This is a genomic window from Vagococcus sp. CY52-2 (assembly GCF_022655055.1).
GTDB lineage: Bacteria > Bacillota > Bacilli > Lactobacillales > Vagococcaceae > Vagococcus.
The window spans coordinates 1,609,239-1,626,609 of sequence record NZ_CP093384.1 but is presented as its reverse complement, the minus strand read 5'-3'; the positions used below and the strand labels follow the sequence as shown (position 1 = coordinate 1,626,609).

The 17,371-nt window shown below is 33.3% G+C and carries 16 protein-coding genes; 10 read left to right on the top strand and 6 right to left on the bottom strand.

The annotated features are described in order from the left end of the window. Positions 1-46: 46 nt before the first annotated feature. The 3 genes from nusG to nhaC all read left to right on the top strand — a co-directional run bounded on the left by nusG (position 47) and on the right by nhaC (position 3,256). Positions 47-589 carry a transcription termination/antitermination protein NusG gene (gene nusG / locus MN187_RS07815; protein WP_117973268.1) on the top strand — a complete coding sequence of 181 codons (543 nt, stop codon included), beginning with the start codon at positions 47-49 and terminating at the stop codon, positions 587-589. A 60-nt stretch (positions 590-649) separates the two neighbouring features. Then, entirely contained in the window at positions 650-1,525 is an 876-nt protein-coding gene (locus MN187_RS07810) for an alpha/beta fold hydrolase (RefSeq protein WP_117973267.1), read from the top strand. Between the two features lie 351 nt (positions 1,526-1,876). After that, positions 1,877-3,256, top strand: a complete 1,380-nt coding sequence (gene nhaC, locus MN187_RS07805) for a Na+/H+ antiporter NhaC (protein ID WP_370448237.1) — start codon at positions 1,877-1,879, stop codon at positions 3,254-3,256. An 18-nt stretch (positions 3,257-3,274) separates the two neighbouring features. Here the strand turns inward: nhaC and MN187_RS07800 are convergent, their stop codons facing one another. Together MN187_RS07800 and thiD are read right to left on the bottom strand one after the other, a co-directional pair. Further along, entirely contained in the window at positions 3,275-3,826 is a 552-nt protein-coding gene (locus tag MN187_RS07800; RefSeq protein ID WP_347247403.1) for an ECF transporter S component, read from the bottom strand. After that, a complete protein-coding gene (gene thiD / locus MN187_RS07795; RefSeq protein ID WP_117973265.1) occupies positions 3,823-4,656 on the bottom strand; it encodes a bifunctional hydroxymethylpyrimidine kinase/phosphomethylpyrimidine kinase in 834 nt (277 codons plus the stop codon). The genes MN187_RS07800 and thiD overlap by 4 nt, the downstream gene beginning before the upstream one ends. Positions 4,657-4,779: 123 nt before the next feature. Between thiD and MN187_RS07790 the strand changes: the two genes are divergently transcribed. From MN187_RS07790 to MN187_RS07775, 4 genes are all read left to right on the top strand, one after another. Further along, positions 4,780-6,219, top strand: a complete 1,440-nt coding sequence (locus MN187_RS07790; RefSeq protein ID WP_117973264.1) for an aminotransferase-like domain-containing protein — start codon at positions 4,780-4,782, stop codon at positions 6,217-6,219. Between the two features lie 236 nt (positions 6,220-6,455). Further along, complete coding sequence (locus tag MN187_RS07785) at positions 6,456-8,129, top strand: ribonuclease J (RefSeq protein ID WP_241699433.1); 1,674 nt, start codon at positions 6,456-6,458, stop codon at positions 8,127-8,129. Between the two features lie 200 nt (positions 8,130-8,329). Beyond that, entirely contained in the window at positions 8,330-9,646 is a 1,317-nt protein-coding gene (locus MN187_RS07780; protein WP_117973432.1) for a DRTGG domain-containing protein, read from the top strand. A 10-nt stretch (positions 9,647-9,656) separates the two neighbouring features. Beyond that, positions 9,657-10,610 carry a DHH family phosphoesterase gene (locus tag MN187_RS07775; RefSeq protein WP_117973262.1) on the top strand — a complete coding sequence of 318 codons (954 nt, stop codon included), beginning with the start codon at positions 9,657-9,659 and terminating at the stop codon, positions 10,608-10,610. 46 nt (positions 10,611-10,656) lie between these two features. On the opposite strand, the gene MN187_RS07770 is transcribed toward MN187_RS07775, so the two are convergent. Beyond that, entirely contained in the window at positions 10,657-11,175 is a 519-nt protein-coding gene (locus MN187_RS07770) for a GNAT family N-acetyltransferase (RefSeq protein ID WP_117973261.1), read from the bottom strand. Between the two features lie 235 nt (positions 11,176-11,410). Between MN187_RS07770 and MN187_RS07765 the strand changes: the two genes are divergently transcribed. Further along, positions 11,411-12,127, top strand: a complete 717-nt coding sequence (locus MN187_RS07765) for a YebC/PmpR family DNA-binding transcriptional regulator (protein WP_117973260.1) — start codon at positions 11,411-11,413, stop codon at positions 12,125-12,127. A 22-nt stretch (positions 12,128-12,149) separates the two neighbouring features. Here MN187_RS07765 and MN187_RS07760 read toward each other — a convergent pair whose 3' ends face one another. Beyond that, positions 12,150-12,926, bottom strand: a complete 777-nt coding sequence (locus MN187_RS07760; protein ID WP_117973259.1) for a DUF6681 family protein — start codon at positions 12,924-12,926, stop codon at positions 12,150-12,152. Then, positions 12,927-13,397: a hypothetical protein gene (locus MN187_RS07755; protein WP_241699432.1), complete on the bottom strand. Its 471-nt coding sequence runs from the start codon at positions 13,395-13,397 to the stop codon at positions 12,927-12,929. Positions 13,398-13,988: 591 nt separating this feature from the next. On the opposite strand from MN187_RS07755, the gene MN187_RS07750 reads away from it, so the two are divergent. Together MN187_RS07750 and MN187_RS07745 are read left to right on the top strand one after the other, a co-directional pair. Further along, positions 13,989-15,065 (top strand): S66 family peptidase, encoded by a 1,077-nt coding sequence (locus tag MN187_RS07750; protein ID WP_117973257.1) that lies wholly within the window; start codon positions 13,989-13,991, stop codon positions 15,063-15,065. Between the two features lie 255 nt (positions 15,066-15,320). Next, positions 15,321-15,590, top strand: coding sequence for an AIM24 family protein (locus MN187_RS07745; RefSeq protein ID WP_241699431.1), 270 nt, complete (start codon positions 15,321-15,323; stop codon positions 15,588-15,590). Positions 15,591-15,741: 151 nt separating this feature from the next. On the opposite strand, the gene groL is transcribed toward MN187_RS07745, so the two are convergent. Beyond that, the gene (gene groL / locus MN187_RS07740; RefSeq protein WP_241699430.1) at positions 15,742-17,370 is read right to left on the bottom strand and encodes a chaperonin GroEL; all 1,629 of its coding nucleotides are present in this window, start codon (positions 17,368-17,370) and stop codon (positions 15,742-15,744) included. Position 17,371 lies beyond the last annotated feature (1 nt).

Sequence of the window (17,371 nt, the reverse complement as noted above, 5' to 3'; positions counted from 1 at the left end):
TCTCTGAGGTTTTTTTATTTTATCATGAAAAGGATGGTTGAATTCTGTGGAATCGTTTGAAAGACAGTGGTACGTATTACATACATATTCAGGTTATGAAAACAAAGTAAAAACAAATATTGAATCTCGTGCGCAAAGCATGGGGATGGAAGATTTTATTTTCCGTGTAGTTGTTCCTGAAGAAGAAGAAAGAGAAATCAAAAATGGTCAAGAGAAAGTAACAGCTAGAAAGACTTTCCCAGGCTATGTGTTAGTTGAAATGATTATGACTGATGAATCATGGTATATTGTACGTAATACACCAGGTGTAACAGGCTTTGTGGGATCACACGGTGCTGGTAGTAAGCCTGCTCCACTATTACCAGAAGAAGTGACTCATATTTTAGGTAAAATAGGAATGAGCAAACGTGTCACAGATTTAGATGTTGAGCTAGGTGAAACCGTGACAATTACAGAAGGAGCATTTTCTGGTTTAACTGGAGAGATTACTGAAATCGATTTAGAAAAACAAAAATTAAAAGTAAATATTGATATGTTTGGTCGCGAAACAAGTACAGAATTAGACTTTGATCAAGTAGATAAACTATAAAAACCGATATTTTTATCGGTTTTTATTTTCATGTTTTTTTTCTATTAAGGAGGGATTTTCATGCGTTTGAAACATTTTTTAATCCCTATGATTTTTTTATTAGTTGTTTTGACGTCTTGTCAAATAAATCAGCAGGAAAAAAAATCAGTAACGGGCGCGACTAATGAAAAAATAGAAAGTAACGTAAATTATACGAATGTCCCTACACTTTTTATCCATGGCGCTGGTGGTGGAAGAGGATCATTAGGACACATGATTAATCGTTTAGCTAGTCAAGATGTGGCGACAAAATCACTTGTTGTCATTGTGTCAAGTGACGGGAGTATTTCAACTGAAAATAAATTAGACTCAAATCAATTTTCTGAGGATAATCCAATGATACAAGTTTTATTTCGAGATAATCGAAATAATGAATGGGAACAAGCTAGATGGATAAAACTAGTATTAGAATTTTTGCAAAAAGAGTATGATATTCAAGAAGTAAATATTGTAGGACATTCTATGGGTGGAATTAGTGGATTGAGATATTTATTACAAGATAGCCAAACGACTGATTTGCCTAAAGTTAATAAGTTAGTAGCAATAGGATCACCATTTAATGAGTTTATTGATACGTTGACTAGTCAGAGTTTGGAGGATTTATTAACTAACGGACCAAATGAAAAAAGTGATCGTTACATTCTCTATGGGAATGAGTTAAGTGGGTTATCTAAAGAGGTTAGTCTGTTATTAGTTGCAGGGAAATTATCTGATGATAATTTGAGTGACAATGTAGTCCCACTTAGCAGTTCTTTTGCTGTTAATGCGATGTTATTAGAGCATGGTAATCAAGTAGAACACGTGTTGATAGAAGGAAAAGGTGCAGATCATAGTGGACTTCATGAAAATCAGGAAGTGGATGAGATAGTGAGTCAATTTTTATGGGATAAAAAATAAACTATTGACATTTATCAAATAAATAGATAGTATGAGTAAAAGTTTTACATTTTATGCAAGTAGGGAATAAGAACTGCGTTTAGAAAGTCGATGGTTGCTGAAAATCGATCCAGCTTATTTATCTGAATTACACATAAGATGAATCTAATTAAATATAACTAAAGAGATGAAGATAGATGGACTATCTTTAAATTAAGGTGGTACCGCGAAAAAAGTCGCCCTTATGTTTAAATGCATAAGGGCGACTTTTTTTATTATAAAAAAGGAGAATGGTCATGAGTTGTGGTGGGATGATACGATATCGTTGCATTTGATAAATAAAAAATTTATTAAATGAAAAGAGGGATTATCATGCAAAAGAGGATTAGTTTATTAGAAGCAAGTATTGTATTATTGATTATTCTATGTTGTATTTCAATGGGAGTTATAGTATTTAAACTCTCTCCTAATGTTGTGATATTATTTGCTATTGCATTGACCATTGGCTATATGGTCATAAAAAGAATGCCGTTAGAGTGGGTCAATGAAGGGATCGTTAGTGGTTTAAAACCAGGTATTATCCCTATCTTTATTTTTTTGTTGGTTGGTGCACTGATTGCAGTCTGGATACAAGCAGGTATTATCCCAACGATTATGGTGATAGGGTTTAAATTACTCAGTGTAAAATGGTTTATTCCATCTATTTTTCTTGTATGTGCGATAGTAGGGAGTGCAGTGGGGAGTGCATTTACTGTCATGTCAACAATCGGCATCGCCTTTTTTGGTATTGGCGTCACATTGGGACTAAATCCACCACTAATTGTAGGAGCAATTGCTTCAGGAGCAATCTTTGGAGATAAGATGTCGCCACTTTCTGAGTCAACTAACTTAGCCTCAGCTGTCGTAGAGGCAGATTTATTTGATCACATAAAAAATATGATGTGGTCTACTATTCCTGCTTTTTTAGTGTCATTGATTTTATTTACCATTATTGGTAAATCAGATGCTACAGTAGAATTAACAAACGTTAAAGAAGTGACACAAGTACTTGAAACACATTTTCATATATCCATGTGGTCGCTCATCCCTATTCTACTGATGCTAGTATGTGCTTGGAAGAAGTTACCAGCGATTATCACTATTTTATTAAATGTTATCGTGGCAGTGGTGATGATTGTAATCCAACAAGGAAATATTGATTTAGCTAATTTAGCGAGTGTCGTTGAGAATGGATTTGTATCAAAAACGGGTAATGAACAAGTGGATATGTTGTTAACTCGCGGTGGAATAAATAGCATGACGTTTACCGTATTATTAATAATTTTAACCTTATCTCTGGGTGGGATTTTGATGAAGATAGGGTTAGTTACAACAGTTATTGACTCATTGGCTAAATGTCTAGCTTCACCAAGTCAATTGATTATTGTCAGTTTGCTTTCTAGTATAGGTGTTAATATCTTTATTGGTGAACAGTTATTATCCGTTATTTTACCAGGTAATGCCTTTAAAGAAGTATACAAAAAAATGGGTTTAGACCCAGTTGTTTTAAGTAGAACGTTAGAAGACGGCGGAACGGTAATTAATTACTTAATTCCATGGGGAATAGCAGGAAGTTTTGTCGCCAATACATTTGGTGTTTCAACGATGAGTTATTTGCCATTTGTATTATTTAGTTTGTTATCACCTATTTTTTCTATTTTAAGTGCGTTAACTGGAATCGGAGTTAAGCACACAAAAAAAGTTGCCAATTAAGGCAACTTTTTTTATATCTTAGTAAAGCATCTTATTAGTTAAAGCTTTAATGGGTTTATATAGTAGTGACACAATGATAATAGCGGCAATAGCATTAATCACCGTAATATATAAAGTTGAAAAACTAGCGAATGCAGAAACGCTAAATTCATTTCCCATCATCAATTGAATTACTAAATTTTTCAGGAATGTCATCGAAATTTTTGCAATTGCAGCAATAATCATAATAACAGGGATAAACCAGGTTTTACTTTCATATTTTTCAAAACGGTGATAAGCAAATGTTAAAGTGGCACCCACAACAAAACTTTCTAAGATAAAGTAAGGTGCTTCAGCAGCAAATCCATTTAAAATATCAAAAATAGCAAATCCGATTCCTCCAGCTAATGAACCTTTGAAAAATCCAAGTGTTAAAACAGCTAATGAAAGAATAGGTAACCCAAAGTGAAAGAAAGGATTGCCCACAAGAGCTGGTAGAGGAACACGTATACTCGTTCCCACCACAGTTAATGCTGCAAATAATCCCATTAAAGTTGTTTCTTTGATACTCCATTTAGTACTTGTCATCATTTATATTCATCTCCTATAATCATTCGATCTGTTGCTTCTCGAAACGCACCATGCCAAACATATCCTGTGAAATCATTTAAATAAATTCCATGTTTTATGGCACTGGTGACATAATGTTTTGCAAGTTTGACACTTGATTCGGTACTTAAACCTTTAGCCATTCCTGCTGTGATTGCTGCAGCAAATGAACATCCTGCACCATGATTAGTATTGGTCTCTAATTTATCTTCATGAATAAATAAAAATTGTTTTCCATCATAAAATAAATCAGTTGCACTATCTCCCTTTAATCGAGCGCCACCTTTGATAATAACTGATTTTGCTCCCAAATTAACTATCTTTTGTGCTGCTAATTTCATATCATCTTCAGTTTCAATAACTGACATATTGGCTAAAATACTTGTTTCAACCAAGTTTGGTGTGATGATATCAGCTAGGGGGATTAATTTCTTTATCATCGCTTCTACTAATTCAGGTTGTAAGACATCTTTATTTGTTTTGACAGCCATGACAGGATCTAAAACAATATGTGGTTGATTTACTTTTTTGATAAAGGCTTCTAATAAATCAATCACTGGTAAACTTCCAAGTAATCCAATCTTTAAAGCATCCAGTGGACCACCAGAAAAAGCTGTCTCTAATTGTTTTTCAACAATCTCAATCGGGATAGGATAAATAAAAGGTGTTTTTGTTTTAGGACTAACAGTTAAAATGCTAGTAATGGTACTTAAACCAAATGTGCCATACTCTTCAAATGTTTTTAAGTCAGCCTGGATTCCTGCGCCACCCCCAGCGTCAGATCCTGCGACTGTTAATATTTTTTTTACCATAAAAGTTTGCTCCTTAGTGATGTTGTACTAAAGTTTATCATGCTCATAAAAAAAAACTACATCCGGTTTTAGAAAACTGGACCCATCCAATTTATGATATACTAACATCAAAGAGGTGATTTTATGGAAATAAAAATCAACAAATCATCCCACACTCCTTTATATCGACAAATTATGAATCAATTAATTAATCAAATTAGTGATGGGCTTTTATATGAAGGGGATCGTTTACCATCAGAAAGAACATTAGCTAATCAGCTACTTATTAATCGAAGTACAGTCGTTCGAGCATATGATGAATTAGAAGCACAAGGATTCGTAGAAAAAAAGGCAAGTAGTGGAACGTATATTTTGAGTCAATCTGGAGAAAAACAGGAAAATCATTTAAGAAGGAGAATTCAATATAATGACGTTAAATATCAAAAAAGTGAGTACGAACAGCAATTAGAAAAATTATTGTTGAATGATAAATACAGTGTATTGGATGGTTACACTGGAGAATTACCTTATAGCTTAATCCCGAATATTAGTTTACCTAATGTTAATTGGCAATCTTTTTTATCGGAAGAAGTATCTAATTTGGGGTACCTCCCATTAAGAAACAAGATTGCCCAATTAGTGTATGATATGTATTCACATTATCCCAAATCACAAGAACTTATGTTAACTGCTGGAGGTCAACAAAGTTTGGTTTTATTGATTCAAGCTTTATTAAAGTCTGGGGATACAGTTGCCGTTGAAGATCCTTCTTTTTTTAATGGTATTTCTGTTTTAAATGCGATGTCGATAAAGGTGATTAAAATTCCAGTTGATAAAGACGGGATGAGTGTATCAGTTTTAGAAAAAATCGTGAAAAAAGAAAGTATTCAACTTGTTTTAACCAATCCTAATTTTCAAAATCCTACTGGTACCACTATGACTTTGACACGCAGAAAAAAATTGATTGAATTGTGTCAGAGGTATCGTATTCCAATTATTGAAGATGATGTGTTTGGTCAACTATCATTTCATTCGCTAAATCCATACCCATTGTTAAAAGAGCTAGAACCACAATCTGTTATTTATATAGGTTCTTTATCTAAAATATTGGGAAGTCGTATGCAATTAGGATGGATTGAAGCACCAAGCTATGTATTAGATAAAGTAGTTAAATTACGAGATGAGTATGAAACGCAGCTAAATATTTTTCCGCAAGTTATGGCATCATTTGCATTAACTGATCCAAATTTTTCAAAAAAATTATCTCTTCTACAAGAAACACTTAAAAATCGAATGACTTATTTTGTTAATTTACTTCAAATGACTTTATCCAAAGATATTGACTTTACGTTACCAAAGGGTGGGTATTATATTTGGTTAACTTACAATAGGAGAATATTGACAAAAGAAGATTGGCTATTATTAATAGATAGCCGTTTGGCAGTATTACCTAGTTTTACGATTACCAAAAGCAGTCAAAGTTGTCGTGTGAATATAGCAAGATTAGATAAGAAAAAAATGGATTTATTTGTATTGAAACTGAAAGAGATCATTCTACAATGGAATAAACAAATACTAGAATGATACACTTATTTCATAATAAATGGGTAAGAAAGTATATCTTACAGAAATTTTTTGTTTTTTATGATAAAATGGTATCAACTTAAGACGTGTAAAATTTATTGATAAAAATAATTCGCACAAGAATTATGTAGGCAATTATTTTGTGGCATTATCAATAAATATAGATCGTGAACAAGAAAAATAATGAAAGTAGCTATATGAATGAATTGGTATAGCATAATTGAGGTGGAAATTTAGTGAGTCAAGTAAAAATAGTTCCTCTTGGTGGAGTCAGAGAGAATGGAAAAAGTATTTATGTAGCAGAAATTGAAGAAGAAATCTTTGTTTTAGATTGTGGATTAAAGTATCCAGAAAATGAACAATTAGGAATTGATATGGTTATTCCTGATTTTTCATACTTAATTGAAAAAAAAGATAATATTGCGGGTATCTTCTTAAGTCATGGACATGCAGATGCTATTGGAGCATTGCCCTATTTATTAGAAGAAGTTTCAGTTCCAGTATTTGGGTCAGAATTAACTATTGAATTAGCAAAAATTAATGTGAAAAATTATCCAAATACAAAAGATTTTAATGATTTTCATGTAATAGATGAAAATACTATTATAGAGTTTGCTCAATCTGAAGTGAGTTTCTTTAGGACAACACATACTGTTCCAGATTCAATGGGAATTGTCTTGACAACTCCTGAAGGACAAATTGTGTATACAGGTGATTTTAAATTTGATCAAAGCGCTAGCCCAATGTATCAAACGGACTTTGCAAGATTAGCAGAAATTGGTAAAAAAGGTGTTTTAGCCTTATTAAGTGATTCGACAAATGCTGAAAGTAATATGTTGTCAGCTTCTGAAAATGAAGTGGCTGATGAAGTTGTTGATACCTTTAGATATTGGGAAGGAAGAATCATTGTTGCTAGTGTGGCTAGTAACTTACAACGTATTCAACAAGTATTTGATGCAGCTTATTTAAGTGAACGTTTTGTTGTGTTAACAGGCAAAGACGTTGAACAAATTGTTCGGACAGCCATTCGTTTAGGAAAATTAACCTTACCAAATGACGAATTAATTATTACAGAAAAACAAATGAAAAATAAAGAGCCTCATGAGCTAGTTATTTTAGAAACTGGTCGTATGGGTGAGCCGTTAAACACATTACAAAAAATGGCTAGTGGTCGCCATCGTTTTATTCGCATTGCTGAAGGAGACTTAATCTACATCACAACAACACCATCAACTGCTGTTGAAACAATGGTAGCCAAAACAGAAGACATGGTTTATCGTGCCGGTGGAACAGTACAAACTATTTCTGATACAGTAAAAGTGTCAGGTCATGCGAATCAAAATGATTTAAAATTAATGCTGAATTTGATGAAACCAACATTCTTTATACCAATTCAAGGTGAGTATCGTGTGTTGGCAAAACATGCAGAGTTAGCTAATGAAATAGGCATTCCATTTAAAAATATCTTTATTTTAGGTCGAGGAGACGTTTTAGAGTTTGAAAACGGTCGTTTGCGTATGACTGGTTCAATTGAAGTTGAAAATGTCTTGATTGATGGATTAGGTGTTGGTGATATTGGAAACATTGTGTTACGCGATCGAAAAATATTATCAGAAGACGGGATTATTATTGCAGCGATTACGATTAATCGCCGTGAGAAAAAAATTATTTCACCAGCTAGAATTACGTCACGTGGGTTTGTCTATATGAAATCAAGCAACAATTTGATGAAAGAAAGTGGCGACATAGTTGAAACCGTAGTTTTAGAAAACTTAGAGAAACAAGATTTTGATTGGGGGATTTTGAAACAAGAAATAAGAGACCAATTAAGTCGTTATCTCTACGAACAAACGAAACGTCGACCAGTTATTTTACCAGTTATTATGGAATCAAGTCAGAAAAGAAAATAAATTAAGTACAACACGTCAAAACGTGAATTTACGTTTTGACGTGTTGTTTTATATCAGTTATTTGTTTTCTGTTATAGGATTCAAATGTATTTTTAATGTGTTTTATGATAGAATATAAACATTACAAAAGGATTTGTATTAATACAGATTTTTTAAGTTAACTATAACAAGAAGAAAGCAATAAGGTGACACATATGAGCATGACAAAACATGATCAAATATTAGCACATATTGAGTCCTTGCCTGTAGGAGATAAAATTTCTGTTCGAGGCATTGCCAAAATGTTAAGCGTTAGTGAGGGAACGGCTTATCGTGCCATTAAAGAGGCAGAAAATGTGGGATTGGTATCCACTATACAGCGAGTTGGAACGATAAGAATTGAAACGAAAACAAAAGAGAACATAAAAAATCTAACCTTCAAAGAAATTGTTAAAATTATCGATGGTGATGTATTAGCGGGGAAAAAAGGATTAAAAAAACCATTAGATAAATTTATTATTGGGGCGATGACAGAAAAAAGCATGTTACGCTATATTACGCCAGGAGCTTTAATGATTGTTGGAGATAGAGAAGGTGTTCAGCGGTTAGCACTAAATAATGGTGCGGCTGTTCTGTTAACTGGTGGATTTGAAATCAGTCAAGATATTATAGACTTAGCAGATGAAGTTAAAATGCCTATTTTACGTACATCTCATGATACCTTTACTGTTGGAATGCTAATAAACCGTGCTATTAGTGATCAGATGATTAAAAAGGATATCGTGTTGGTAGAAGATATCCAAACACCTGAAAATGAAACATTCTATATGACAACGAAAGATACGGTTGAAGATTATGTTAAATTGGTTGAGAAAACTGGATACACACGTTTTCCTGTAGTAAATAAATCTAATCGCTTAGTGGGGATGGTAACAGCAAAAGACGTGTCTGATAAATCACTGACACAATCTATTGAAAAAGTTATGACGAAAGATCCACGATATGCTAAATCACATATGAGTGTAGCAAGTATCGGACATCAAATGATTTGGGATGGTTTGGAGATTATTCCTGTGGTGGAAGATGATCTAACGCTTGTCGGAATTATATCACGACAAGATGTGATGAGAACTGTTCAATTAGCACAAAAGCAACCGCAGGCTGCACATAAATTGACGGATCATATTACTAACCAGATTGTGGAAAAAGAAATGCCTGAAAAAGGAGATGCTATTTTTACATTTGTTGTCACGCCACAGATGATTAATAATTTAGGAACGCTCTCTTTTGGTGTATTAAATCAAATTATTTCAAGTGTTGTTCGTTCAACGATGTTATCACGATACAATTTTCATTCGGTTATTGAGCAAAGTAGCTTATATTATTTCAAATTAATCCAAATGGATAGCGAAATAGAAATCAGAACTCAAGTGATAGAAGTTGGTAGACGTTCAGGAAAAGTTGAAGTAAGTGTATATAAAGATAATATCGTTTCTGCAAAAGCGATTGCAGTATGTCAGTTAATGGATCCAGTTTAGGAGGAAAAGTATGACTATTAGTCAAGAAATTTTAAAAGAAATAAAACATTATGATACCATCATGATTCATCGCCACCAAAGCCCAGACCCAGATGCACTAGGCTCACAAGGTGGTTTAGGAGAAATATTAAAAGCAAGTTTTCCTAAGAAATCCATTTATTTAGTTGGTGGCCCTGTGAATGATTTAGACTACCTTGTCACGATGGATGACGTGAGTGATGAGATGTATCAAGATGCTTTAGTTATTGTGACAGATACTGCGAATGCTCCACGAATAAGTGGAGAGCAGTATTACTTAGGAAAAAAATTAATTAAAATAGATCATCATCCGGATGATGAGCCTTATGGTGATTTATCATGGGTAAATACACAAGCAAGTAGTACAAGTGAATTGATTTATGATTTTTATGAAGAAAACAAAGAACATCTTGTTATGACAGATAATGCTGCGAGATTACTTTATGCCGGTATTATTGGAGATACTGGACGATTTTTATATCCTGGAACAACGTCTCACACATTATGGGTAGCTAGTCAATTGCTAACATACGACTTCGATGCGGCAAGATTAAGTCGATATATGGACGAAGTAGATGAAAAAATTTCGCGTTTGTCAGGATACATCTACGAAAATATGGTTTCGGATGAAAATGGTGCAGCGATGGTGTTATTAACACAGGATGCATTGAAAGAGTTTGATGTAGTTGATTCGGAAACACCAGCTATTATTCCTTTACCAGGAAAGATTCGTGGGATTTTATCGTGGGCAATTTTTGTTGAGCAGCCTGAAGGATTTTTTAGAGTTCGCTTGAGAAGTAAAGGTCCTGTGATTAATGGTGTTGCAAAACGACATCATGGTGGTGGTCACCCATTGGCTAGTGGAGCAAATGCTAAGGATATGGATGAAGTGGAAGAAATATTTGAAGAAATCAAAACAATTGTTAGTGAATATAAAATATCATAAGTAAAAAAGCGTAAAAATAAGTTAATCTTATTTTTACGCTTCTGTATTATCCGAGTATTTTTTCAACGACTAATTGTTTGCCATAGTCACCATTATGTGTAGAGATAGCTTTATAACCTTGTTTTTCCCAGAAACGAGAAGCACGTTTATCATCTTCTATAAACGTTAAATGCATGATTTTAGTTCCTGTATCAGATACTGTTTTTTCTAAGGCATTATACAGTTCTTGAGCGAGTTTTGTTCCTCTGTATTCTTCTTCTAATATAAAGTAACCAAGTATGCCAGTTTCTTTTTGAGGATAATCTTCTACCCAGTCAATGAATCCCATTAATCTATCACGATCAAAGATACCATACATGTATTTTTGAGAAGGTAATACTTTGGGAGGTAACGAAGTGAAGAATTCTTTTACTTGTTCATCCGTTGGAACAGCAGTTACATAATCAGTAAAGTAGTCTTTGGTTCTTAATAAAAATTCTTTAAAGATAACCAAATCTGCTTCATTATTTCCATCAAGTAATCGAATATGAATGGATGGAAAATCAATTGTATTAAAATGTTTCATAAAATATATACCTCTTTCTATCTGTATGGAACAGTTATTACTACCTAAGAATAGCTCATATTATTGGGAAATAAAAGGTATTAGAGGAAAAAAGTTAAAAAACGTGTTGATAATCGGTGTTTTATGTTTAAGATTGAAAAAAATACTTTGCGAAATGCTAATAAGCAAGTATAATAAAACAGGACGTTTTTGCGTTACAACTGAAACAATTTATTAAGAAAGAGAAGTGAGACTATTGGGACGTAAATGGGCTAATATCGTAGCTAAGAAAACAGCTAAAGATGCAAACAACAGTAAAGTTTATGCCAAATTTGGAATTGAAATTTATGCAGCAGCAAAATCAGGTGATCCAGATCCGCACTCTAATCAAAAACTTCGTTTCGTTATTGATCGCGCAAAAACATACAATGTACCAAAACATATTATTGATCGTGCTATAGAAAAAGCAAAAGGTTCAGGAGATGAAAATTATTCTGAATTACGTTATGAAGGATTTGGGCCAAATGGTTCGATGGTGATTGTTGATACGTTAACAAATAATGTCAACCGTACAGCAGCAGACGTTCGAGCAGCATTTGGTAAAAATGGTGGGAACATGGGTGTATCAGGTGCTGTAGCATACATGTTTGACAACACAGCGATTTTTGGTTTTAAAGGCGAAGACGTGGATGAAATTTTTGAGTATCTATTAGAAAAAGATATTGAAGTCAAAGATGTGTTCGAAGAAGAAGACCAAATCATCGTTTACGGTGAATCAAGTGATTTCCACGCGATTCAAGAAGCATTAAAAGAAAAAGGAATTACAGAATTTTCAGTAGCTGAAATCCAAATGCTTGCTCAAAATGAAGTAGAATTATCAGAAGAAGATTTAGCTCAATTTGAAAAGATGATTGATGCGTTAGATGAATTAGAAGATGTTCAACAAATCTTCCACAATGTAGACATGGATTAATAAAAAAGTCAGAAGAATTGAATTATTTCTTCTGACTTTTTTTGCGTCGACTCATATGTGATACCTCTTTAGAAGACTTATTCTGACTAGATTGAGGGATGATATGTTCATCATTGTCTTTAACCCGTAATTCCAAAGTATAAGGTTCTTTGTAAATAATACCATCTTTTTCATAAGAACCACCATTAACAAAAACACCAAGTGGGATTAAAGAATCAGCCTCATCATTAATTTTAATGGTGGCAACTTTGGTTAAGTCTTTATAGCTACTACCAATAAATAATTCCCCTTTTGATATTTTATAAAATGGAATCAATGTATAATCTTCTAGCTCGTAAGCATAGTCATTTAATTTTTTTGCTTGAATGTAATTTTTATCAAGTAGATTATGAATAACAGTATCAATGACTTGATCACTATTATCTATTAATGTTAAAGTAAGCAATTTACCTTGTATTTTAGGAGTTGTTGATGAGGTTTGGACAGTCTCATCAAACGTTGCATCTTCGGGGACGATATTTTCTATCAAGTTAGTGACGTCCCATTTAACTTTTTGATTTTTAAAATAATAGATAAAGTTTAAAACTATAAAATAAGCTAATACAATAAATATTAGTAAATATAAACTCATTCTTAAGTAATTTCCATTTTGAAAATATCCTTTAACAATTCGTAAAATATAAAGTGTTGGAAAGACACTCACAACGGTTAATATTTTATTTTGTAGTCTTGGATTAATATTTAAATAATTTAAAAATTTAGTAATATTGCTTAAAATCAAGGTTAGTATTGCATCCATCTAATTATTTCCCCCAGTGACTGTTTTATTTTCATTTGTTTTAGGAGAAACTTGTTTTGTTTGAACATCTGGTGTTACGGTTTCTTCTGTTTTTTCCATATCATTTTGATTGTTCATTGACTCCTGAACATCAGAAGAAGGAGTGGTATTTTCAACCGAAGATTGTTCATCTTGTGTTTGATTTTGCTTGGTTTCTTTACTATTTCTCGTTTTATTTTGATTTTCAGATGTTGAGCTATCTGTTTGTTGAATAGGGCTATTGCTCGTTGTATCTGAATCGTTACTTTCTTTTGTTGTGTCTGTTTGATTTTGAGTTGTATGTGTTGTAGTTTGTGTTGTAGAAGTGTCTGTTTTTTTGGTTTTATAGTTACTTCCATCTACAACAGCAGTTGTTGCACTAATCCCCAAAGCAATACTGAAAATAGCAATAGGCTTCAAAAAAGGGGCAACAATTTTTTTATCTTTTGACATACATGGCTCTCCTTTCGTACTAAGTCATAATTCACCATTCTATCATAACAGATTTTTTTGTTTTTAAAAAAGTAAGAGATGGTTTTCTAATATATTTAAACTATTTTTAATAAGAGTGGCCTTATGATAACAGTCATATTTGATATTTTTTTACAAAATATGTCAGTATTTTTATGCAGTGAAGATTCCATTAAGGGGAGGAACTATCTGAAAGGATAATTCCTACCCTTTTTTTGCTGATTTTTAAGTTGAAAAAAGAGGGAAAAAGATTACTAATGACTAAAAAAGAAGGTTTTCTATATGGCATAGTGATTTTTGGTATTACTGCAATGACTATGTGTGTTTATAGTCTATACTTAGCATTTTGATCAATTATTTACAGTAGCAGGATGTGTTTCTTGATGACGTTTATCGGGGATGTGGTCGGATAGGGGTTAGCAGTAATCTCTCGTAAAGTAACGGTACTCTTGCACTCAAAACAAGTAGAAGAGTCTGTTGAATATGATTAAACAGTAACTTTGGTGGAGACATCAAAGTTATTTTTTTATGGTATAATTTGTAGAATCAGTGACTAGTGTTAGGAGGAAAGATATGTTTAAACCAAGACGATTAAAACGTGGAGATAAAGTTGCGATTATCAGCTTATCAAAAGGATTATTGGGAGAAGAATTTGTTGAACATAACCTTATTTTAGGGAAAAAGAGATTGGAAGATTATGGGTTAGACGTTGTGTTTATGCCACATGCTTTAAAAGGGATAGATTTTGTTGATAGACATCCAGAAAAAAGGGCCAAGGATTTGATTCAAGCTTTTGAAGATGACTCTATCAAAGGGATTATTTGTGCGATTGGAGGAGATGATACTTATCGAACACTTCCATATCTAATGGAGAATGAAAAATTTAAAAATTTAGTCAAAACTAAACCAAAATTATTCACTGGATTTTCTGATTCTACGATTAATCATTTGATGTTTTATTGTCTTGGTTTAACCACTTATTATGGGATGGCTTTTATTCCTGATTTAGGCGAAATTAGTGATAGTATGTTGCCTTATACTGAAAAGTATTTTAGTTATTATTTTTCAGAAAGTCCGCTATATGAAGTAATAAAACCTAGTGAAGTTTGGTATGATGAACGGCTGGATTTTTCTAAAAATGCATTAGGGCAACAACGTATTAGCCATATTGAGACAAAAGGCTATGAGTTGCTACAAGGTAAGTCGGTATTTGAAGGAGAATTGTTAGGTGGTTGTATCGATAGTTTGTATGATATGTTAACACCATTTACAAATAGTGATGAACCAGAAGTGGTTGAACGATACGGTATTTTTCCAGACTTAACGAATTGGCAAGGAAAGATTTTATTTATTGAAACGTCAGAAGTGAAAGAGTCGCCAGAAACAGTTGAAAAAATGTTGGGAGTATTGAAAGACAAAGGTATATTTGATGTGGTGAATGGTGTTATTTTTGGTAAACCACAAGACGAAGTATTTTATGAAGAATACAAACAATCTTTAGTTAAAGTGATTGATAATAAAGAGTTGCCAATAGTTTACAATGTTAATTTTGGCCATGCGACGCCACGATGTGTATTGCCATATGGGGTTCGTGTACAAGTTGATAGTGAGAAACAAGAAATTAGATTGTTAGAGTTGGCGTTTATGTAAGAGGAAGGTCGATGGAGAAATTTGCTTAATAATAAAAGATTATTTAGACAAAAAAGCGGTGATTTGTGGCGCCGAATAAACAGATATCACTTTACAAGCTAGTGTTATGTAGTGGACAGTTGGAGATGTCAGTGCAACAACTGGTGTAAAAGGTGTAGGCAACTTTTTTAGTAACAATGTTCGAGGTGCTATAACGAAATAATCTGCGATTAAGTCTGAATATACAGGTAAAGGATTACTAGTGCTTGAACCAACGTGTATAAATATATTCTATTATTTGATGTAACACACTGGGACAATTCAATTGTACTTGATGATGGTTTATTCTTAGCCTGTGACTCAAGATTAAAACATAAAGCAATTATGCGTTCAAAGATGTCATCAGCTATGGTGGGAAACGAAGGATTGTTTAATTTAAATATAAAAGGTAGTGGGGTTCTTTGTTTGGAATCTCCAACACCTTATGAAGAACTGATTGAAATTGAATTACAAGATGATGTATTAAAAATAGAAAGATTAACATAATATGAGGGTTTTATCATATTATGTTATATAAAGATATAAAAAAGTTTAAAAAGAGTTATGAATAAATATTTTTGGATGAAATAAAAGGAACCACTTGAAACATAAAGTCTCAAGTGGTTCCTTTTATTTCAATATGTCTCCTTTAAAGAGTTTACATCATACCGCCCATCATTGATGGGTCCATTCCACCAGGCATGCCGGCAGATTCTGGTTCTGGTTTGTCAGCAATAACCCCTTCAGTCGTTAAGATTAAAGCAGAAACACTTGCAGCATTTTGTAAAGCTGAACGTGATACTTTAGTTGGATCCACGATACCAGCATCAATCATGTTAACCCAAGTATCCTCTTTTGCATTGTATCCAACACCTGCATCAGCTTGTTTTAGTTTATCAACAACAACTGAGCCCTCCATACCAGCGTTTTCAGCGATTTGACGAACTGGTTCTTCTAAAGCACGGACAACAATGTTCACACCAGTTTTCTCGTCACCTGTTACATCAAGTTCAGCCACTTTTGGTAATACATTAACAAATGCCGTACCACCACCAGCAACAATCCCTTCTTCAACAGCAGCACGAGTTGCGTTTAACGCATCTTCAATACGTAGTTTTAATTCTTTTAATTCAGTTTCAGTTGCAGCACCAACTTTAATAACAGCAACACCACCAGCTAATTTAGCTAAGCGTTCTTGTAATTTTTCACGGTCAAAATCTGATGTTGTTTCAGCAATTTGAGAACGGATTAATGACACACGATTTTCAATTGCTTGTTTGTCACCATTTCCTTCAACAATTGTTGTGTTATCTTTGTCGATAACCACTTTACTTGCAGAACCTAGGGCATCAATTGTTGTGTCTTTTAAATCTAATCCTAAGTCTTCAGTGATAACAGTTGCGCCAGTTAAAGCAGCAATGTCTTGTAACATTTCTTTACGACGGTCACCAAAGCCAGGAGCTTTAACAGCAGCCACATTGAATGTACCACGGATTTTGTTTAAGACTAATGTTGGTAAAGCTTCACCATCAACATCATCAGCAATGATTAATAATGGTTTACCTTGTTGTAAAATTTGCTCTAATAAAGGTAAAATATCTTGAATATTAGAGATTTTTTTATCTGTAATTAAGATGTATGGATTTTCTAAAACAGCTTCCATTTTATCGTTGTCTGTTACCATGTATTGAGATAAATAACCACGGTCAAATTGCATTCCTTCAACAACGTCTAATTCAGTTTCAATCCCTTTAGATTCTTCGATTGTGATAACGCCGTCGTTACCAACTTTTTCCATTGCTTCAGAGATTAATTCACCAATTTTTTCACTACCAGAAGAAACAGCAGCTACTTGTGCGATTGATTCTTTAGAGTCAATTTTTTTAGAAATAGCATGTAATTCTTCAACAGCTTTTTTAGTAGCAAGTTCAATCCCACGACGAATGCCAATTGGATTAGCACCCGCAGTGACATTTTTAAGCCCTTCACGAACGATTGCTTGAGTTAAAACAGTTGCAGTCGTTGTTCCATCACCTGCGATGTCATTTGTTTTAGAAGCTACTTCAGCCACCAATTGAGCCCCCATGTTTTCAAAACGATCTTCAAGTTCGACTTCTTTAGCGATAGTGACACCATCGTTTGTAATTAATGGAGAACCAAATGATTTATCTAAAACAACGTTACGTCCTTTAGGTCCTAATGTTACTTTTACAATATTTGCTAATGTATCAACACCACGTACCATTGAGCTACGAGCGTCTTCAGAGAATTTAATATCTTTTGCCATT

Coding starts and splice junctions, on each gene's coding strand:
- MN187_RS07755 (WP_241699432.1), bottom strand. CDS start 13,397: ATGTCAAAAGATAAAAAAATTGTTGCCCCTTTTTTGAAGCCTATTGCT.
- MN187_RS07760 (WP_117973259.1), bottom strand. CDS start 12,926: ATGGATGCAATACTAACCTTGATTTTAAGCAATATTACTAAATTTTTA.
- MN187_RS07780 (WP_117973432.1), top strand. CDS start 8,330: ATGACAAAACATGATCAAATATTAGCACATATTGAGTCCTTGCCTGTA.
- MN187_RS07810 (WP_117973267.1), top strand. CDS start 650: ATGCGTTTGAAACATTTTTTAATCCCTATGATTTTTTTATTAGTTGTT.
- thiD (WP_117973265.1), bottom strand. CDS start 4,656: ATGGTAAAAAAAATATTAACAGTCGCAGGATCTGACGCTGGGGGTGGC.
- MN187_RS07790 (WP_117973264.1), top strand. CDS start 4,780: ATGGAAATAAAAATCAACAAATCATCCCACACTCCTTTATATCGACAA.
- MN187_RS07770 (WP_117973261.1), bottom strand. CDS start 11,175: ATGAAACATTTTAATACAATTGATTTTCCATCCATTCATATTCGATTA.
- nhaC (WP_370448237.1), top strand. CDS start 1,877: ATGCAAAAGAGGATTAGTTTATTAGAAGCAAGTATTGTATTATTGATT.
- MN187_RS07775 (WP_117973262.1), top strand. CDS start 9,657: ATGACTATTAGTCAAGAAATTTTAAAAGAAATAAAACATTATGATACC.
- MN187_RS07800 (WP_347247403.1), bottom strand. CDS start 3,826: ATGATGACAAGTACTAAATGGAGTATCAAAGAAACAACTTTAATGGGA.
- groL (WP_241699430.1), bottom strand. CDS start 17,370: ATGGCAAAAGATATTAAATTCTCTGAAGACGCTCGTAGCTCAATGGTA.
- MN187_RS07750 (WP_117973257.1), top strand. CDS start 13,989: ATGTTTAAACCAAGACGATTAAAACGTGGAGATAAAGTTGCGATTATC.